Origin of the sequence: Streptomyces sp. NPDC008086 (genome assembly GCF_042957325.1) — a bacterium.
Classification (GTDB): domain Bacteria; phylum Actinomycetota; class Actinomycetes; order Streptomycetales; family Streptomycetaceae; genus Streptomyces.
In genome coordinates this window covers 452,312-469,384 of sequence record NZ_JBIBIA010000007.1, presented here as the reverse complement: position 1 = coordinate 469,384, position 17,073 = coordinate 452,312, and the positions used below count along the sequence as shown (strand labels likewise).

The window sequence follows — 17,073 nt, the reverse complement described above, 5'->3', positions numbered from 1 at the left end:
GGACCGGGGGAACGTGTCCCGCCCGCGCCGATGCACGAGCCGCAGGTACGGGGGGAACCCCGGCTCTGTGCGACGGCCGATGACCAGTCGGCTCACTCAGATCAGCGCCGTAGCGGCCGAAAGTGTCACTCCTGCCGCGAAGAAATTTCCACGAATCACAAAACCGCAGGTCAGCGACGTGTGAGCGAGGTGAGTGACGGGAGGATCCGGTCCCTCGGGTCATCGGCCACGGCTGACGGGGCGACCGCGGCGCGGTCCACGCGGTGGTCGTTGCCATGGCCGTCGCGGTTTCCGTCTCCGTGCCGGTTCCCGTGGTCGCCGCCGTGGTGGCCGCCTCGGCCGTCGGGGCGCCGGTCGGCACGGTCGCCCTCGTCGTCGTCCTTCTCCCGGTCCTTGCCCTTGTCCCGGCTCTTGTCCTGGCCCTTGTCCTTGCCGTTGCCCGCCTTGCTCCAGGCCCCGTCGCCGGTCGCCTTGAGGACGTTCCCGCAGTACTTCCGCACGCGCTCGGAGCCGCCCGCCGCGCCCTCCAGGGTGCGGCGGTGGTCGCTCGACAGCCGCTTGCCCTCGCGCAGGTCGCGGCAGTACGAGGTGACGGCCTTCCACCAGCCGGCGGAGGGCTGGACCCGGTCGTCACCGGCGGACTCGCGGTCCGTGGCCGGACCGCCGGGTGCCGTGTCGTGGGTGCCGCCCGGGCCGGCGGAGGCCCCCGCGCCGTCGTCCGGCGTGGGGTCGCCCTGCACCCGGCTCTCCGGGGAGGGCGAGACGAACGGGCGCTCCGACGGCACCGGCGCCGAGACCGAGGCGGCCGGGCGGCCCTCCTCGTCCCCGTCGAACGGCGTCGGCAGGAATCCGGTTCCGGCCGCCACGGCGACGCCGCCGACCATGCCGACGGCCAGCGCGGCGGCGAGACCGAGCCGGACCGGGCGGGCCCAGCGGGGCCGGCGCCGGGCGGCGCGGGCGGGGCCGGCGCCGATCCGGACGAGGCCCACGTCGGCGGGGTGGTCGGGGTGGGATCCGGCTCCGGGGCCGAGGCTCACGGTGACGTCGTCACAGTCGTCCCGGTCGGCGCGGGCCGCGCGGAACGCCGCCAGCGCGGCGGCCTCTCCGGGGAGTTCCGCGCTGCTCAGAGGGGGTTCGACGGTCAGTGCCTCAAGGGTCTTGGCGAGGCGTTCGGCCTCGTCGCGGTCGGCCGCGTCGACAGTTTCGAGTGACTCTCCGCGCAGCAGACGCTCAGCCGTTTCGCGGTCCAGCCACCGGCCGGGGGGCCGGGGGTCGGCCCCCGGAAAGACACAGCGCTCGTCGGCCATCACACATCCTTCTGCGTCCGCGAACGCATATGCGTCACACTCGCGGACGTCACCGCACGGCCCCGCGGTTCTCGCTGGGGAGGCAGGGCGTCGAGCACCCCGGTCGATTCCGGATCGTCGCCGAGCAGCTCGGCCAGCCGCTTCAGACCCCGGTGCGCGGCGGTGCGTACGGCGCCCGGACGCTTGCCCAGCGTCTCCGCGGCCGTCTTGGCGTCGAGGCCCACCACCACCCGCAGGACGACGGCCTCGGCCTGGTCCTGCGGCAGCCGCGCGATGAGGGAGAGGGTGCCGTCGGTGGCCAGGGCCTCCATGGCCTCGCCCGCGGTGTCGGACTCGGCGGCCTTCCCGGTCAGCTCCGTCTCGTCGCCGCCGATCGCGGGGCGGCGGCCGCGCATGCGTATGTGGTCCAGCGCCCGGTTGCGGGCTATGCGGGCGGCCCAGCCGCGGAAGCGGTCCGCGTCGCCGCTGAAGCGTCCCAGGTCACGGGCTATCTGGAGCCATGCCTCCGACGCGACGTCCTCGGCGTCCGGATCGCCGACCAGCGTTCTCACGTACCCGAGCAGCCGCGGGTGCACGGAGCGGTACACAGTCCGGAACGCACTCTCGTCCCCGTCCTGTGCGGCAAGCACCGCGGCGGTCAACTCCGCGTCTTCCCCCAGCACTGGTACCTCAATTGGTGGTTGCGGTTGCGAGACCGCAGGTCGTTGCGGTGGTCATACACCCTCCGCGTCCGGCGCGAAAGGCACGTTACGGCCTGAAAGCGTTGCTCGTCCATGTCCGTACAACATGCAACTACCCGGGATTCCGCGAATGTGTCCGCCGGGGTGTGACAGAAAACGCAGTCATGACGCTGTAGAAGATACGGGCCGCCGCGCGGCCCGTGCCGCGCGACGGCCGGGGCCTCTCCTGTGGGGGGTGGCGGTCCCGGCCGTCTCCGCGGCTCACCAGCCTCTGACTTGAGGCCTTTCGCGGATTCCGGGACCAGTGCGACCGACGCGTGACCAGCGGACCGGACGCCTCACGGGATCCTTTCCAGCACAATGCGCCGAGCCGTCCGGGACGCCGGCTTGCGGACGCCTGCGGCCCGGCGGGTGCCGTACGGGCCCTGGCTCAGAACGTTCCCGAGTCGGGGGTCTGCTGATCATCCAGCGGGCGCGTGGGCCGGGCAGGGTGACCGTGGTGAGGTTCGACCATGTGTTCCAACGGGGCCGTCCCACATGATCGGGATTCCCCAGCCGGGCGTGCCAGCACGTCGACTGTGGCGGAGAAAAGCCACGGCAACCTCTGCGCCATGGGCACCAGCGCCGCGCGGGCCGGCGGAACCCTGGTCGAACAGAGGAGAGCGTGGGTCAACCAGCGGTAGCGTCGGGTGAGCCGTCGCCACTCCCGCTCGTAGGCCCCGAGGTCCCCGCTGGTCACTGCTCGCACAGCCGCCGGCGCCTGCGCGAGCGCCAGCGCCACGCCCTCGCCGGTCAGGGCGTCGACGTAGCCGGCCGCATCGCCGACGAGCAGCACCCGCCCGGCGGTACGCGCGCTCGCGTCCTGGCGGAGCGGGCCCGCTCCGCGCACCGGTCCGGCTGGCCTGGCCCCGGCCAGCCGTTCCCTCAGCTCGGGGAAGGCGGCAAGGTGAACGTCGTACGATCCGCGTGCGGCGGTGAGCAGGGCGACGCCCACGAGATCGTCGGAGACGGGGGTCACGTAGGCCTCCGCGTCGCGGGCCCAGTGCACCTCGACGTGGTCGGCCCAGGGGGCGAGGGCGTAATGGCGCCGCAGCCCGTGCCGGCGGAAGTGGCCCGGACGGCGCCGGTCGAGGCCCAGGGCATGGCGGATCGGTGAGTGCAGGCCGTCGGCCGCGACGAGGTGACGGGCGCGAACGCCGTCGGCCACCACGCCGTCCTCCGCCTGCTCGATGCGGCGCGCGGTGCGCTGCTCGATCCGCACTCCTGCGGCGAGCACCACCTCACGGAGCGCCGCGTGCAGCGTCGTGCGGCGTACCCCGCGCCCCGGCCCCGCGCGGAAATCGGCGTCGACCCGGCGTGGCCCGGCGACGTACCGGATGCCTCTCAGGGCGTGCCCCGGTGGGTGCACGCCGAGCGCCGCAAGGGCGGCGACGGCGCCCGGCATCAGTCCCTCGCCGCAGGCCTTGTCGACGGTGCCGGCACGCTGTTCCCAGACGGTGACGTCGAGCCCCGCCCTGGCCGCGTGCAGGGCCGTGGCCAGGCCCGCGGGTCCTCCGCCGACGACGAGCAGGTCCACGCGCGCCTCCTCAGGCCAGCCGTGTCAAGGCGGCGTCCTCGGTGCGGATGCGGGTGGCGAGCAGGAGCCCGTTCAGTGCGGTGAAGACCAGGGCTGTGCCCCAGGCAGCGTGCACCAGCGGGAGCGCGAGCCCCTCGATCACGACAGCGACGTAGTTCGGGTGGGGGATCCATCGGTAGGGGCCGCTGATGACGCGTGGGGCGCCGGGCACGACGATCACGCGGGTGTTCCACTGGCGGCCCAAGGTGGCGATGCACCACCAGCGCAGCCCCTGCGAGGCCGCGACCAAGGTGAGCATGGCCCACGCGAGGACCGCCGCGGGATCCGGCCGTCGCATCCACACCTCTGTGAGCGCGCCGACGAGCAGCCCTGTGTGCAGCGTCACCATGAGGGGGTAGTGGCCCCGCCCGTGCTCCACGCCGCCCCGCGTCAGGCTCCAAGCGGCGTTGCGCCGGGACAGGACCAACTCGGCGACCCGCTCCAGGCCGATGGTCACGATCAGGGCGGTGAACAAGACCTCGCTGGTCACTGCCCACCTCGCGGAGCGCGCAGAAGCACGAGTTCAGAGCAGAAGCCCGGCCCCATGGCGAGCAGGAGCCCGTAGGAGCCGGGGGTCGGCGGACGGTTGGCGAGCGTGTCCGCCAGGACATGCAGCACCGACGAGGAGGACAGGTTGCCGATGCGGCGCAGCGAGTCCCAGGTCACGCTGAGGGCGTCCCGCTCGACCCCGAGGGCGTCCTGCAGCGCCTCCAGGACCTTCGGGCCGCCGGGGTGGGCGACGTACCAGCCGATGTCGTCGCCGGTCAGTCCGTGGTCGGCGAGGAAGCCGCGGACGTCCTCGCCGGCGTACCGGCGCACCAGGTCGGGGACCGAGGCGTCGAGCACGATCTTGAAGCCGCGGGCGCCGACGTCCCAGCCCATCATGCGTTCCGAGTCGGGGTAGAGACGGCTGCGGGAGGCGAGCACCTCGGGACGGGTGGGCTCGTCGGACTGCGCGAGGGGGTGCTCGCATCCGACGGCCACCACCGCCGCGGCACCGTCCCCGAAGAGACCGCTGGCCACGAGGTTGGCGACCGAGGTGTCGTCGCGCTGGAGCGTGAGCGAGCACAGCTCCACCGACATCAGCACCGCGACACCGTCCGGTCGACCGCGCAGCAGGTCGTGCAGGCGGGCGATGCCGGCCGCTCCGGCGACACAGCCGAGGCCGACGAGGGGCAGCCGCACCACATCGGGGCGCAGCCCGATCTCCGCGGCCACGCGAGCCTCGATCGAGGGGACGGCCAGGCCGGTCACCGTGCAGGACACGATGTAGTCGACGTCGGCCGGTGTGAGCCCGACAGCCTTGAGCGCGTCGACGACCGCGCGGCCGCCCAGTTCGACGCCCGCCCGGATGAACACGTCGTTCGACTGACCGAAGTCCCCGAGCTGGGCGTACTCGTCCAGCGGCAGCACGGTGTGCCGGGTCGCGACACGCACATTGCGGTGGAAGCGCTCGACGACGCCGCGGTTGACCCTGCCCTCGGTCAGCGTGGTGGTGAAGGACCGGGTGATCTCTTCCTGCCGGTGGCGGTGCTCGGGCAGGACACCGCGGACACTGAGGACACGCATGGTCATTGTGGCTCCGGGAGTCGGCCGGTGGGGCGGAACGACGCGACCAGCGCCCGGCCCAGGCCGAGCGCCACGGCGGGAGTGAGCCCGCCGCGGGCCAGGCCGAGCTCCACGAGGTCGTCGAAGACGCGCTGGTCGGCGGCCGACGCGCGCAGCCCGGCCTCCAGGACGCGCGTGCTGCGCGCGAGCCGGGCTGCGACAGCGGTGTGCCGCAGGTGGGGCAGCAGGATGCGGCGGGTGGCACGGGCGTACCGGTCCCCCGCGCTCTCGGGCCGTCCCACGCGCCGGGCCGCGGCAGCCGCGCGACCGGCCTCGATGCCGGAGGCGACGGCGTAGTAGATGCCCTCGCCGGTCAGCGGGTTCACCAGGCCGGCGGCATCGCCCGCGAGCAACAGGCGGCCGGTGGACGGGCGCCAGCGTGCCGTCGAAAGCGGCAGGTGGTGGCCGACCCAGCGCTCCCCGCCCTCGGTCGCGCCGGGCAGGAGAGCCTCGATGCGCTCGAACAACTGGATCCGGCTCGGTGCGGGACGGTTCTCATGAAGGATTTCGCCGTACCCGACGTTCGCGCGGCCGTCATGGAGGTCGAAGGACCATGCGTATGCCAGCTGGTGACGTTCGGCGAACGCGATGACCAGCGCGCCACGCCGCTCGGCTGGGATCGACGCGTAGCCGCGCACCGCCAGGGCCACCGGTCCGCCGGCAAGTCCGAGCGCGCGTCGGACGATCGAGTGGGCGCCGTCGGCGCCGACGACGACCGCGGCGGAGATCTCGCCGTCGAGGACCACCGCGTCGCCGTACTGCCGCACGTCACGGACCCGGTGCCGGAGAAGCTGGGCGCCTGCGGCGACCGCCGCGTCGACCAGGCGGGTGTCGAGGACGCGGCGCGGTACCACCCAGGCCGGGCGGGCCATCCGCCGCTCGGTTACCAGGCCACCGCGGCCGAGACGGAGCCGTTCCACCGGCGCGCGGTCGTCGACGAGACCTGTCACGCCCACCTCGCTCAGCAGATCGAGTACGTGCGGAGCCACCCCGTCGCCGCAGGCCTTGTCGCGGGGGAAGTCCGCCCGGTCCAAGAGGGCGACGCGCAGACCCGGCTCGGCCCGCAGCGCGCCGAGGGCTGCGGCCGCGCCAGCCGGTCCGGCGCCGACAACGGCCAGGTCCCAGTGGGTGGGTGTCGGCGCCATCAGCCGACCGCCAAGAGCAGCACGACGTCGAGGAGGGCGATGAACACCGCGGCCCGGAAGGGGGAACGGCCCTGAGCGACCAGCGTGTACCCCGCGAGGACGGCCACGAGTGCGAGGACCGCCCACGCCCACGCCGGGGGCCCACCCGCGGGGCCGAACACAGCGAGCAGCGAAGCCACGGACAGCAGCACGGCGGCCAGGACGCGGGAGAGGTGCTCACCGATCCGGTGCGGGAGGCCGCGGACACCGGTGCGTTCGTCGTCCGCGAGGTCGGGCAGCATGTTGAGCAGGTGCGCTCCGACACCCAGCGTGGCGCCCGCACCGGTCATCCAGAACGGCGCCCAGTGCGGGGTGGGAGCGGCGAGGGCGACGACCGAGGGCAGCAACCCGGAGGCGCAGGCGTACGGCGCCCACGACCACCGGGTCGACTTGAGCCCCAGGTTGTAGAGGTGCCCCGCGCCGGTGACGACGAAGAGGCCGAGGGCACTGCGCCAGCCGGCGAGCACGGACAGAACCAGGCAGGCGAGTGCGGCCCAGGCCAGGGCTCGCACCACCAGCCCGACCGGGAGAGCTCCGGTGACCAGCGGCTTGTCGGTGCGGCCGACGGCGAGGTCGCGACGACGGTCGAGCAGGTCGTTGCCCCAGCCGATCGTGAGCTGGCCGGTGAACAACCCCGCGGTGAGGGCGACGGCGTGGAGCGGGTGCAGGTCGGCGCGGAGCGCCAGCAGCCCCCCGACCGCGGTGACCGCCAGAGCCGGCCCGCCATGGGCGGCGGCGAACAGTGCGAGCACGGGTGACGGTGCCGGCCTCGCCGGCCCCGCGCTGGACGCCACGGCCATCACCAGACCGCCACCGGGGCGTGCAGCCGCCAGGCCGGGCCGACACGGTCGTGCGTGCCCTCGGCACGCGGACGCCGTACGACGGCGGACCTGACGTTCCCGGTCGTCCCGGTGACGATGCGCATGGAAGATCGGTGCCACGTTGCCCGCCCGTTCACACGGTCCATTCCGGCATCCGGCGGACGTCGGTGATCTGCTGCGACTCCGCGTCACCCCGAGTCCCTGCAGGCCGGTCGACGGCGTCGTCGACCGAGCTCACGCCGCGGCCCGGTCCCGCCTGCCGCCGTCTGTCCACCGCCCGACGATCGGGTGCGTCCGGCCATTCGGGCAAGGGCCGACGAAGCGCCGTACATGTCATCGGCCGCGCGCACTCAGGCGTCGGGGACGTGGACCTGCAGCGCCTCGACCCGCTGCTTGCCGAGTCGACGACGCTCCAGGACCTGTCCACGGAGTCACCTGCTGTGGCCGCACCACCTGCTACGGGCGGCAATGATCTCCGGTGGCCCAGATGGCGTCCGCACCGTCAGCGCCTTGTGATCCGAGGCCGTGCAGATGGTCGGTGCCAGGGTCGATGGCGGAACAGGCGAGTCCGATCGCCGACATGGGACCATGGACGGATGGCTGTCCTCCAGAGGAACAACGTCCGCGTCCTCGGGCCGGAAGACCGTCCGACCGTCGTCCTCGCACACGGCTTCGGCTGCGATCAGAACATGTGGCGTCTCGTGGCGCCCGTCCTGGCGGAGCACTTCCGCGTCGTGCTGTTCGACTACGTCGGGTCCGGCCGCTCGGACCGCAGGGCCTGGCAGGAGGAGCGCTACGCCACTCTGGACGGCTACGCCCAGGACGTGATGGACGTGAGCGAGGAGCTGGAACTGCGGGACGCCGTGTTCGTGGGCCATTCCGTCAGCGCCATGATCGGCGTCCTGGCTGCCGCGGCGGCACCGGGCCGACTCGGTTCGCTCGTCATGGTGTGTCCCTCACCGTCCTACATCGACGAGGAGGACTATCTCGGCGGTTTCAGCGCGGCGGACATCGACGAACTGCTGGAGTCACTGGAGGCCAACTACCTCGGCTGGTCCGCGACCATGGCCCCGATCATCATGGGCAACCCCGACCGGCCGGAACTGGGTGAGGAGTTGACCAACAGCTTCTGCGCCACCGATCCGGACATCGCGCGCGCCTTCGCACGCGCCACGTTCCTCTCCGACACCCGTCATGATCTGAAAACCGTGACCGTCCCAACCTTGATCCTGGAATGCGAGCAGGACGTCATCGCACCACGGGAGGTGGGAGCCTACGTCCACGCTGCCATTCCCGGCAGTCGTCTGGTCACCCTCGCCGCTACTGGGCACTGCCCGCAGTTGAGTGCTCCCGAGGCCACCGCCCAGACGATCATCGCGTTCGTGAAAGACCTGGCATGACGCGCCGCTCCGGCCCCGCTCCACCATCCGACGGCGACGGGCAGCCCCACGTCGACGCGGATGTCACCGCGTTACTGGAGGACAGTACGGAGGAACTCTACGAGTCCGCGCCTTGCGGTTACCTGTCCACCCTCATGGACGGCACCATCGTCAAAATCAACAAGACGCTGCTGGACTGGCTCGGCCTCTCACGGGAGGAGGTCGTCGGCCGCAAGCACTTCAGCGACCTGCTGACCGTGGGAGGCAGGCTCTACCACGAGACCCACTACGCGCCGCTGCTGCGCATGCAGGGGCACGTCGGCGGCATCGCACTGGACCTGAAGGTCGCGGACGGGTCCCGGCTTCCGGTGCTGATCACCTCGACCGTGAAGAGGGGCGCGGAAGACCGCCCCCTGCTGATCCGCACGACCGTCTTCGATGCCACCGACCGGCGCTCCTACGAGACCGAGCTGCTGCGCGCCCGCCGCGCGGCCGAGGAGGCCCGCCGCCAGGCGGACGCCGACCGTGAGCAACTGCGCGAGGCCCTGGCCGTACTGCAGCAGAGCCTGCTCCCGGCCGACCTGCCGACCGTGCCCGGCGTGGAATGCGCCGCCTACTACCACACGGCCTCCTCGTTGGAGCTGGGTGGTGACTTCTACGACCTGTTCCCCCTTGCCGACGAGCGCTTCGCCTTCTTCCTCGGCGACGTCTGCGGAAAGGGCCCGCAGGCCGCGGCCGTGACCTCCCTCGTGCGCTACACCCTGCGCACAGCGGCCTTGCACGATTCCGATCCGGAAGCCGTCCTGTCCACCCTCAACGCCGCGCTGCTCGAGCGGTACACCAGCGGCGACCCGCGCTACTGCACCGCCGTCTTCGGCATCCTGGAACCCGCAGGGGAGACCGTCACCGTCCGCCTGGCCTCCGGCGGCCACCCGCCGACGCTGATCCTGCGGGCGGACGGCCGGGCCGAGTATCTGCCGACGCCTGGTGGGCTGCTGATCGGTGCCTTCCGCGAAGCGTCCTTCATCACCGTCCGCACCGCCCTCCACCCCGGTGACACCCTGCTGCTCTACACCGACGGCCTCACCGAGGCGCGCACGGGGGAGAACGAGGACCTGTACGGCTACGACGCGTTGCAGTCGTTCGCCACCGACCTCGCCCCGGCACACCCACGCTCCGTGATCGATGCCTTCATCGGCCTGCTCGCCGGCTTCGGCGACGGGCTCGACGACGACACCGCCCTGCTCGCCCTGGGCCGTCCGTCCCTCTGACACCGTCCGATGGCCGACTGCCCGTGACTGGCGCACCTCGTGCCTGGGAACGCTGTGTCGGCTCCAAGCCCCTCCAGGCCCATCGGCGCCATGGGGCCCAGGGGCTCAGGGGCTCAGGGGCTCAGGTCGGACGAGACTGGCGCGGTGGGTTCATGGCCCAGCGGATGGTCCGGGTCAGAACCTGGCCGGTGGGGCGTACGGCAAGGTCCTCGACGACCGGCACCCGGGGCAGCCACAGCATGCCGCGGGCCCAGGGCGGGAGCAGCGCGACGGCGTTCGCGGCCAGGACGCCGTAGAAGGGCCGTACCACGAGAGGCAGGGGAGGCTGGAACAACAGGAAGCGGGCGGCAGAGCGGGCCTCAGGCGTGGCCCGCAGTTCCGGGCGGTAGGCGGCCAGCCGCTCGGACAGTTCGCGGCGGTCGCGCGGTGGGTCGATCGCCCCCAGCGCCTCGGCGACGCGAGCGGTGTCGGCGACGTAGCCGTCATAGGCGGCGGCGTCCAGCGGGCGGGCTCCGTAGCGTTCGTGGGCGCGCAGGAAGCTGTGGGCTTCGGCGGCGTGCACCCAGCCGAGCAGGTGCGGTTCGGCCGCGTGGTACGGCACGCCCTCGGCCGTCGTTCCGCTGATCCGTTCGTGGATGCTGCGCACGTGGTCGACGGCCCGCTGGGCGTCCGCGGCGGTGCCGAAGGTCGTCACGGCGAGAAAAGTGCTGGTGCGCTGGAGCCGGCCCCACGGGTCGCCGCGGTAGCCGGAGTGCTCGGCCACCGCCGCCATCGCGAGCGGGTGCAGGGACTGCAGCAGCAGTGCGCTCAGCCCTCCGATGAACATCGAGGCGTCGGCGTGGACCGTGCGGATCGGGCGGTCCGGTCCGAACCAGCGCGGGCCGGGCGTGTGGTGGATACGGGCACGCACCGCCGGTCCGTCGGGGCCGGCGACACGGCGGAACAGGGCCTGGCCCAGCCGTTCACGGACTACCAGCAGCACCGTCGCACCTCCCCTCCCACCAGTGTCCGTCATGCCCGGACGGACACGGGCAACAGCGGCAGGGTGCACCGAGCGGCGGGCTCAGTGCCGTGGCTCACGGTCCGGTGCCGGCCGAACATGGGGCAGGTCGTCGTGCGCCCGGGAAACACGATGAGCGATGGTGACCGGGGCCGACCACGTCATGCGTCCCGCCCAGGCGCATCCCGTGTCCTGTCGAACCAAGGGGCGCTCTGGAGCGATGCGGCTGTGCACAGCGCGTTCCGATGCGCCGCCGGACCCCGCACGGGGAAACCCGCGGCGCGCGGACCCGCGGGTCGCTCAGCGCCGTGCTGCCAGTCCTCGGTCCCGGGGATCGACCCGCCCCGCGCTGCCGGGGGATCCTCGTCTCCAGTGCCTTGGACAGCGCTCCGAGGGCCTCGACGGTCCTGTCGTCGCCCCCGGCGGGGCGCCTGTTGTCGCGGGCGGGGCTTTGCGGGGTTCCCTCGTACTCGGTCATGGGTCTCCCTGCCGGGTGCCCGGGCCGGCACTAGCGAGGACGGGCCGCCGCCGGCGGGCGACCGCCCACGCGTCGTGCCGGTTCCCGCCCAGGTTTGATCGTTCTGACGTCGCCAGTCATGGGGCGGGCGTGACGCGTGCACAACGCGCACCGCGGGCCACGGTGCCACCGAGCGGGGGTCGGCCGCGGATCCGACCCCGCTCGTCGGCCGATGTTCACGACGAGCAGCGCGGACCACTTGCCGTCCGGGAAGAACTCACGGTTGACCCCGTCCGCGTCGAAGCCGCTCATAGGTCCGGCAGCAAGTCCTGCCGCCCGCCCGTATCCCGATAATTCTCCTCCTGCCGGGCCGACGGGCGGCCCCTGCACCCGGCTCCCCGGGGAAGCGGCGGACCGGTCGGACGTCCGGCCGCCCGGCCGGGGACTCAGTCCTTCTTCTCGGCCTGCTCGGGGTTCTCGGCGCTCTCGCCGGAGGCGTTCTTCCCGCTCGGGTCCTGGCTGTTGCCCGTGGCGCCGCCGCCGGCCGTCTTCGTCGGCCCCGTATTCGGCACCCCGGACTTCGTCGGCTCGGACTTCGCCGGTTCGGACTTCGCGGGCCCGTTCTTCGCCGGCTCGGACTTCGCCGGCCCGTTCTTCGCCGCCCGCGCCAGCTGCTCGGCGCAGTACGCGGCCACCCGGTCCGCGCCGCCGGCGGCCGCGACGAGCCGTTGCCAGGCCGTGGAGTCGAGGGCCTTGCCGTTGTCCTCGACCTGGTCGTAGGCGCGGCACTTGGCCTCGGTGTCCCGGGCTGTGGCGGGGTGGCCGGGCCGTCCGCCGCGGGACTCGGACACCGCGGCGGACGGCTCGGCGGACGGCCGGTCGGGGGCACCGGCCGTCGGGGTGGAGCCGACCTTGTCGTCGGCGGGGTCGTCGGAGGAGCCGGCCGAGCCGATCGCGGCGACCGCCACGCCGCCCAGGGCGAGGCTCGCGACGAAGAGGGAGAGCGTGGTCTTCACCGACAGCGCCAGTCGCCGCGGCGCGCGGGGCCGCCAGTCGTCCCGGCGCCGGGTGCGCGCCCGGTGTGCCCCGGCCGCGCGGGCGGCCCGGTACGCGGCCACGGCTCGCTGCTCGGCGTCGAGGTCCGCGCGGTGTCCGCGCAGTACGGCGGCGGAGAGCAGCGCCTCCAGCGCGGCGTCGTCGAACGTCATGTGCGGGCCGGCCGCCCGGCCGGGGAGGAGGCCCTCAGGGTGCGCACGCCGACGGCCGGGGGTCCCACCGCCGCTCTGCTGTTCACCCATGTCCGTTTCCTGTTCCTGTCCGACCTGGCCTGTCAGCGGTCCCGTGACGCATGTGCCGTAGGTGATCTACGCGACCTTCGTCACGACCGCGACGCGCACGCTCCGTAGAGCCTGTACGTCCCTCACGCCCCGTACGACTCACCGAACACACATCGCTTCGCCTCATCGAGGCGCCGGTGTGCCGCTCCGGTCGCCGCCGTCAGGTTCACTGTTCATTTCGATTCCCCCAGCGTCCTGGGGCCGTCATCCGTCACACCTGCGACGCCGAGCTGCTGGGCCAGACGCTTCAGACCCCGGTACGCCGCCGTCCGCACCGCGCCCGGGCGCTTGCCGAGGACGCGTGCGGCGGCGGGCCCGTCGAGACCGACGACGACCCGCAGCAGCACCGCCTCGGCCTGGTCCCGCGGCAGCGCGCCGACCAGCGCCAGGGCACGTTCCGTGGAGATCGACTCCAGCGCCTGGTCGTACGTGCTGTGCGGGCCCGGCAGGTCCAGTACGTCGCTCTCCAGCGCCGACGCCCGGGGCCGTACCTTCTGCCGGCGCAGATGGTCCAGCGCCCGGTGCCTTGCGATGGTCGCCGTCCAGCCCCGGAACCCGGCGCCGTCGCCCTTGAACCGGCCGAGGTCGCGGGCGATCTCCAGCCAGGCGTCGGACGCCACGTCCTCCGCGTCGTCCCCGACCAGACCGCGCAGATACCCGAGCAGTCCCGGCTGCACCAGGCGGTACGCGACCGCGAACGCGGCCTCGTCACCTTCCTGAGCCCGCGCGACGGCCGCGCTCAACTCCCCGTCGTGCGCGCGCACGCGGCGGGGTTCCCCTCCCTGGCCCAAGAACCGTCCTCGTCCGTACCTGTTCGCGGCGCATCCGCAGCTCGCGATGCGGCCACCCTTTCGCACGCCCCTCCACGGTCAACAGCGCCCGGCCTCGCGGAAGTGTCACAGCGCGGCCGGGCTACAACCCTTGCGGTTCATCGGGAGTCACACAGACGCCGCGTGAGGCAAGGGCCTTGGCGCAGCGTCAGCCCCGGGATGGCATACGATGCGCGCGGCCCTCATAAAGATCAAATAAGAGGATGTACACGTCATGTCGATGCCTCGACCTTCCCGTCCCCTTCGCGGTATAACCGCCGCCGTCGCCCTGCTCGCGCTCGGCGCGGCCGGTTGCTCGGACGTCTCGGACGCCGTGGACAGCGCCAAGGACGGCGCGAAGAAGGTGGCCCGCCAGCGCTCGGTGTTCTCGCTGGCCGTCGGGGACTGCTACAACCCCAACACCAAGGGCGAGGGCGAGGGCGAGGAGATCCTCGTCGAGATCGTGCCGTGCACCGAGGCGCACGCGGGTCAGGTCGTCGCCGACTTCAAGATCGACGAAGGCAGCTCGTACCCCGGGGACGACGCCATCACGGCCATCGCCGACAAGCGGTGCCCGGTCGAGGCGGGCAAGTTCGCCCCGGACACCTGGGCGCTCCCCAAGGGAGTCTCGATCTTCTACTACACCCCGACCAAGGAGAGCTGGGCGACGGGCGACCGCGCCGTCACCTGCACCTACAACAAGGAGTCGGGCAGTTTCACCGGCACGCTGAAGGCCGACGCGAACGCGCTGAAGCCGGCGCAGAGTACGTACCTGCAGGGTTCCAACGCCGTCTACGACGCGCTGTGGACCAACCAGTCCGAGAAGGACACCGTCGAGGAGGACCTGCCCGGCTACAAGGCGCAGGCCAAGGCCGTCGCCGCCGCCCTCGACGCGCACCTCAAGGGCCTGAAGGGCATCGAGGGCACGGCGGTCGGCAAGCTCCGTGCGCAGCTGACGAAGACGGCCGAGCAGTGGAAGACGGCCGCGAACGCCGCCGACGTCGACGCGTTCTACATCGCCTACGACCCGGCCTTCACCGGCATCGACCCGAACAAGACGATCGCCGCCCGCAAGGAGCTGGGCCTGGCCACCACCGTCCCGGCCGACGACGCCGAGGTCTGGGCGAGCTGACGCCCCACCGTGCGAGCCCCGGTCCGTCGTTTCCTGACGCCGTGACCGCCGAGGCGTCCGCCCAAAGCTGCTGACCCGGCCGGGACCCCGCCCATTCACGGGGTCCCGGCCGAGTCATGTCCGACGGTCGCCTACCCCCGCGACCCGCCGCTCGTCGCGTCCCGGCACAGCAGCCGCAGCGATCCGTCGCCCATGAAACACCGCCGGGCCTCGTCGATCGGGTCCCACAGCCGTCCGTCGGGGGTCCTGACCCAGTGGTCGCCGCCCGACGCCCACCACTCGGCGCCGGTCTGACGGGCGATCACCTCGCCGGCGTACGCGCCGAGACCGCGCAGGGTGTTCTCCACGGCGGGATACGGGGTCCGTTCGCGGCGCAGCTCCTCGATCATCCGGTCGACCCGCCACAGGCTCTGCGCCGAGTAGTCGAGTCGCAGCCGCGCTCCCTCGCGCATCGTCGCCACCGCGTCCGCCGCCCACCGCACGGGCTTGCTCGCGGCTGAGGGCCTGGTCTCCGCTTGAGTCGTCACATCCTGGAGAGCGTGGTCCACGTGCGTTTCGTCACGCGGATCCGGGGGCTGACCGGGACCGGTGCAGGACCGCCCCACGTCCACCCCATGACAGTCACAGGACTCCCTCAGACATCGGGTTTACGCGGGAGTGACGCTTCGCCGCTCCCGTGCGCTCCAGTCACTGATGAGCATGTACTTCCACCTCCGAGCGGTGCCGCCCTCGGCGCTGCGCAACAGCGCGACCTGGTTCCAGCGTCTGTTCGAGGACGACTGGGACATCGTGCGGGAGCGGATCGGCCGGCATCGCGAGGAGGTGCTCGACCGGCAGTACCTCGACGTCGAGCTCCTCTACTCCGGCATCCCCCCGAACCACGCCCCGGACGGCCCCCCGACCGACGTGGTCCTCGGCGGCCGCCCGGTCTTCCCTCCCAACCCGTCCCTGCCGCCGTTCCTGCTGCTCACCGCGGCCCAGGTGACCGGGGTGGCCGGGTATCTCAAGGCGGCCGACTTCGATGACCTGTGGCGCCGCGCGCGCCCGCAACTGCTGCGTCCGTACATCGCGACGGACGCGGAACCCGAGGTGCGCGGCCTGTTCGCCGCGACCCACCGCGACCTGACCGCGTTCTACGCGCAGACGGCCGAGTACGGCGACGCGGTGGTGAAGTGGCTGGTGATCTGAGGCCCGTACGTCGGTGCCGGCCCGTCAGCCCCTCCCCCGGGCCCGGCGCGACACCACCGCCCGCAGCACCCGGCGCCCCTCCGTCGACACCTCCAGCGCTCGGCGCAGCCCGCCCGCGCCATGCCCGGCGAGGATCTCCAGGACGCTGATCTGGCGCCGCAGTTCGGCGGCGACGAGCGGCGACATGCCCGCCGTACGGCCCTCCACCGCGGGGACCCCTTCCGCGCGCGCCGAGCTGAGCTCCTCGGGCAGGGCGCCGGCCGAGGACGCGTCGTCCTCCGCGGGGTCGAGGAGCCGGTGTATCTGGAGCGAGGCGACGGAGCAGGCGTCGGCCCAGATCCGGGCCTCGGCGGCGGACCGTACGGCCGGGGCGGCGGCCAGCATCCGCCGGGCGAGCAGGGCGGCCTCGTCCTCGACGTCCTCGTCGTCCACGATCTCGGCGACGCCGAGCTTCCCGCGTACCTGCTCCAGCAGTTCACCCCACGCGGTCGGCTCCCCGCCCGCGGCGAGGTTCGCCCAGAGGGGCCGCAGGACCTCGTCGTCACCGCCCAGCAGGGGCACACACCGATCCAAACAAGCCAACCCGCTGGCGGCCAGTCCGCGTTCGTCGGCCTGAGCGATCAGTTCCACCAGGCTCATCCACGCCTCCCTAAGCGGGTCAGTCATGAGGGTCGGGGTCCCCGCACAGGCCCCTGGCGGGCCCCTTCCTTAACGGAGCCCACACCTCCCCTTACTGCGTGCAACGGCCCCCGAGTGTCACAGGGGTACGACACCGAGCCGGTCGAGCAACCGAAAGAAGAGGTTTTCGGCCAAAGGATCCGCTTCAGAGGTGAGTACGTCGATCACCGACTCGGCGTTCACCTCGTGCCCGGCCTCGGAGGCCCAGGCGACGGCCCGTTCCGCGGCGTCGGAGGCGTCGAGGAAGTAGTCCTCAAGCGTGAGCCCCTCGTCGTCGGCGCCGAGATACCCGGCCATCGCGCCCCGCGCCAGACAGGTCGTCCACGCGCCGCTCTCCGGCGCCGCCGCCTCCACCACCACCGAGGCGCTGTCCATGACGTACCCGAAGAGCGCGGGCGCCCCGGTCTCGCCGGCCAGGGCGTTCATGCTCCCGACGGCACCGTCCCCGCTCGGGTACTCCCACACCTGCCAGCCACCCGGCGCCTCCTCGCGCAGGGTCATCCCCTCGGCGCCGGCCAGCGCGTCCAGCTCCGCCAGCGGCCGCTCCCCGCGGCCCACGACGAAGTACCCCCAGTAGCCCATTTCCGGTTCCCCCTGGCTCTTCGGT

18 protein-coding genes are annotated in these 17,073 nt (G+C 72.7%); 4 read left to right on the top strand and 14 right to left on the bottom strand.

The annotated features are described in order from the left end of the window. Positions 1 to 170: 170 nt before the first annotated feature. The 8 genes from ACFZBP_RS26685 to ACFZBP_RS26650 all read right to left on the bottom strand — a co-directional run bounded on the left by ACFZBP_RS26685 (position 171) and on the right by ACFZBP_RS26650 (position 7,319). Positions 171 to 1,307 carry a hypothetical protein gene (locus ACFZBP_RS26685; protein ID WP_391416676.1) on the bottom strand — a complete coding sequence of 379 codons (1,137 nt, stop codon included), beginning with the start codon at positions 1,305 to 1,307 and terminating at the stop codon, positions 171 to 173. Then, positions 1,307 to 1,969, bottom strand: a complete 663-nt coding sequence (locus ACFZBP_RS26680) for a sigma-70 family RNA polymerase sigma factor (RefSeq protein WP_391416674.1) — start codon at positions 1,967 to 1,969, stop codon at positions 1,307 to 1,309. Before ACFZBP_RS26680 ends, ACFZBP_RS26685 begins: the two co-directional genes overlap by 1 nt. A 448-nt stretch (positions 1,970 to 2,417) precedes the next feature. Then, the gene (locus ACFZBP_RS26675; protein ID WP_391416672.1) at positions 2,418 to 3,563 is read right to left on the bottom strand and encodes an FAD-dependent oxidoreductase; all 1,146 of its coding nucleotides are present in this window, start codon (positions 3,561 to 3,563) and stop codon (positions 2,418 to 2,420) included. A 10-nt stretch (positions 3,564 to 3,573) separates the two neighbouring features. Further along, positions 3,574 to 4,092 carry an isoprenylcysteine carboxyl methyltransferase family protein gene (locus ACFZBP_RS26670; protein ID WP_383455754.1) on the bottom strand — a complete coding sequence of 173 codons (519 nt, stop codon included), beginning with the start codon at positions 4,090 to 4,092 and terminating at the stop codon, positions 3,574 to 3,576. After that, positions 4,089 to 5,177, bottom strand: coding sequence for a 3-oxoacyl-[acyl-carrier-protein] synthase III C-terminal domain-containing protein (locus ACFZBP_RS26665; RefSeq protein WP_391416670.1), 1,089 nt, complete (start codon positions 5,175 to 5,177; stop codon positions 4,089 to 4,091). The genes ACFZBP_RS26670 and ACFZBP_RS26665 overlap by 4 nt, the downstream gene beginning before the upstream one ends. Then, a complete protein-coding gene (locus ACFZBP_RS26660) occupies positions 5,174 to 6,355 on the bottom strand; it encodes a geranylgeranyl reductase family protein (RefSeq protein ID WP_391416668.1) in 1,182 nt (393 codons plus the stop codon). Before ACFZBP_RS26660 ends, ACFZBP_RS26665 begins: the two co-directional genes overlap by 4 nt. Continuing rightward, positions 6,355 to 7,146 carry a UbiA family prenyltransferase gene (locus ACFZBP_RS26655; RefSeq protein ID WP_391416666.1) on the bottom strand — a complete coding sequence of 264 codons (792 nt, stop codon included), beginning with the start codon at positions 7,144 to 7,146 and terminating at the stop codon, positions 6,355 to 6,357. The genes ACFZBP_RS26660 and ACFZBP_RS26655 overlap by 1 nt, the downstream gene beginning before the upstream one ends. A 47-nt stretch (positions 7,147 to 7,193) precedes the next feature. After that, entirely contained in the window at positions 7,194 to 7,319 is a 126-nt protein-coding gene (locus ACFZBP_RS26650; RefSeq protein WP_383455766.1) for a hypothetical protein, read from the bottom strand. 492 nt (positions 7,320 to 7,811) lie between these two features. Between ACFZBP_RS26650 and ACFZBP_RS26645 the strand changes: the two genes are divergently transcribed. Both ACFZBP_RS26645 and ACFZBP_RS26640 read left to right on the top strand, forming a co-directional pair. Continuing rightward, positions 7,812 to 8,615: an alpha/beta fold hydrolase gene (locus tag ACFZBP_RS26645; RefSeq protein ID WP_383455768.1), complete on the top strand. Its 804-nt coding sequence runs from the start codon at positions 7,812 to 7,814 to the stop codon at positions 8,613 to 8,615. After that, the gene (locus ACFZBP_RS26640; RefSeq protein WP_391416663.1) at positions 8,612 to 9,865 is read left to right on the top strand and encodes a SpoIIE family protein phosphatase; all 1,254 of its coding nucleotides are present in this window, start codon (positions 8,612 to 8,614) and stop codon (positions 9,863 to 9,865) included. Before ACFZBP_RS26645 ends, ACFZBP_RS26640 begins: the two co-directional genes overlap by 4 nt. 121 nt (positions 9,866 to 9,986) lie before the next feature. Here ACFZBP_RS26640 and ACFZBP_RS26635 read toward each other — a convergent pair whose 3' ends face one another. The 3 genes from ACFZBP_RS26635 to ACFZBP_RS26625 form a co-directional block, all read right to left on the bottom strand. Then, a complete protein-coding gene (locus ACFZBP_RS26635; protein WP_391416661.1) occupies positions 9,987 to 10,880 on the bottom strand; it encodes an oxygenase MpaB family protein in 894 nt (297 codons plus the stop codon). An 888-nt stretch (positions 10,881 to 11,768) separates the two neighbouring features. Then, positions 11,769 to 12,620, bottom strand: a complete 852-nt coding sequence (locus ACFZBP_RS26630) for a hypothetical protein (protein ID WP_391416659.1) — start codon at positions 12,618 to 12,620, stop codon at positions 11,769 to 11,771. A 212-nt stretch (positions 12,621 to 12,832) separates the two neighbouring features. Then, positions 12,833 to 13,450, bottom strand: coding sequence for an RNA polymerase sigma factor (locus ACFZBP_RS26625; protein ID WP_383455778.1), 618 nt, complete (start codon positions 13,448 to 13,450; stop codon positions 12,833 to 12,835). A 253-nt stretch (positions 13,451 to 13,703) separates the two neighbouring features. On the opposite strand from ACFZBP_RS26625, the gene ACFZBP_RS26620 reads away from it, so the two are divergent. Beyond that, positions 13,704 to 14,600: a septum formation family protein gene (locus tag ACFZBP_RS26620; RefSeq protein WP_391416656.1), complete on the top strand. Its 897-nt coding sequence runs from the start codon at positions 13,704 to 13,706 to the stop codon at positions 14,598 to 14,600. 131 nt (positions 14,601 to 14,731) lie between these two features. Here the strand turns inward: ACFZBP_RS26620 and ACFZBP_RS26615 are convergent, their stop codons facing one another. Further along, positions 14,732 to 15,127: a hypothetical protein gene (locus tag ACFZBP_RS26615; protein ID WP_391416654.1), complete on the bottom strand. Its 396-nt coding sequence runs from the start codon at positions 15,125 to 15,127 to the stop codon at positions 14,732 to 14,734. A 166-nt stretch (positions 15,128 to 15,293) separates the two neighbouring features. Here ACFZBP_RS26615 and ACFZBP_RS26610 point away from each other — a divergent pair, with 166 nt between their 5' ends. Then, positions 15,294 to 15,788 (top strand): DUF1877 family protein, encoded by a 495-nt coding sequence (locus ACFZBP_RS26610; RefSeq protein WP_391416652.1) that lies wholly within the window; start codon positions 15,294 to 15,296, stop codon positions 15,786 to 15,788. A gap of 24 nt (positions 15,789 to 15,812) precedes the next feature. Here ACFZBP_RS26610 and ACFZBP_RS26605 read toward each other — a convergent pair whose 3' ends face one another. Then, positions 15,813 to 16,427, bottom strand: coding sequence for a hypothetical protein (locus tag ACFZBP_RS26605; protein WP_383455789.1), 615 nt, complete (start codon positions 16,425 to 16,427; stop codon positions 15,813 to 15,815). A 117-nt stretch (positions 16,428 to 16,544) separates the two neighbouring features. Further along, positions 16,545 to 17,048: a hypothetical protein gene (locus ACFZBP_RS26600; RefSeq protein WP_391416649.1), complete on the bottom strand. Its 504-nt coding sequence runs from the start codon at positions 17,046 to 17,048 to the stop codon at positions 16,545 to 16,547. Between the last annotated feature and the right edge of the window lie 25 nt (positions 17,049 to 17,073).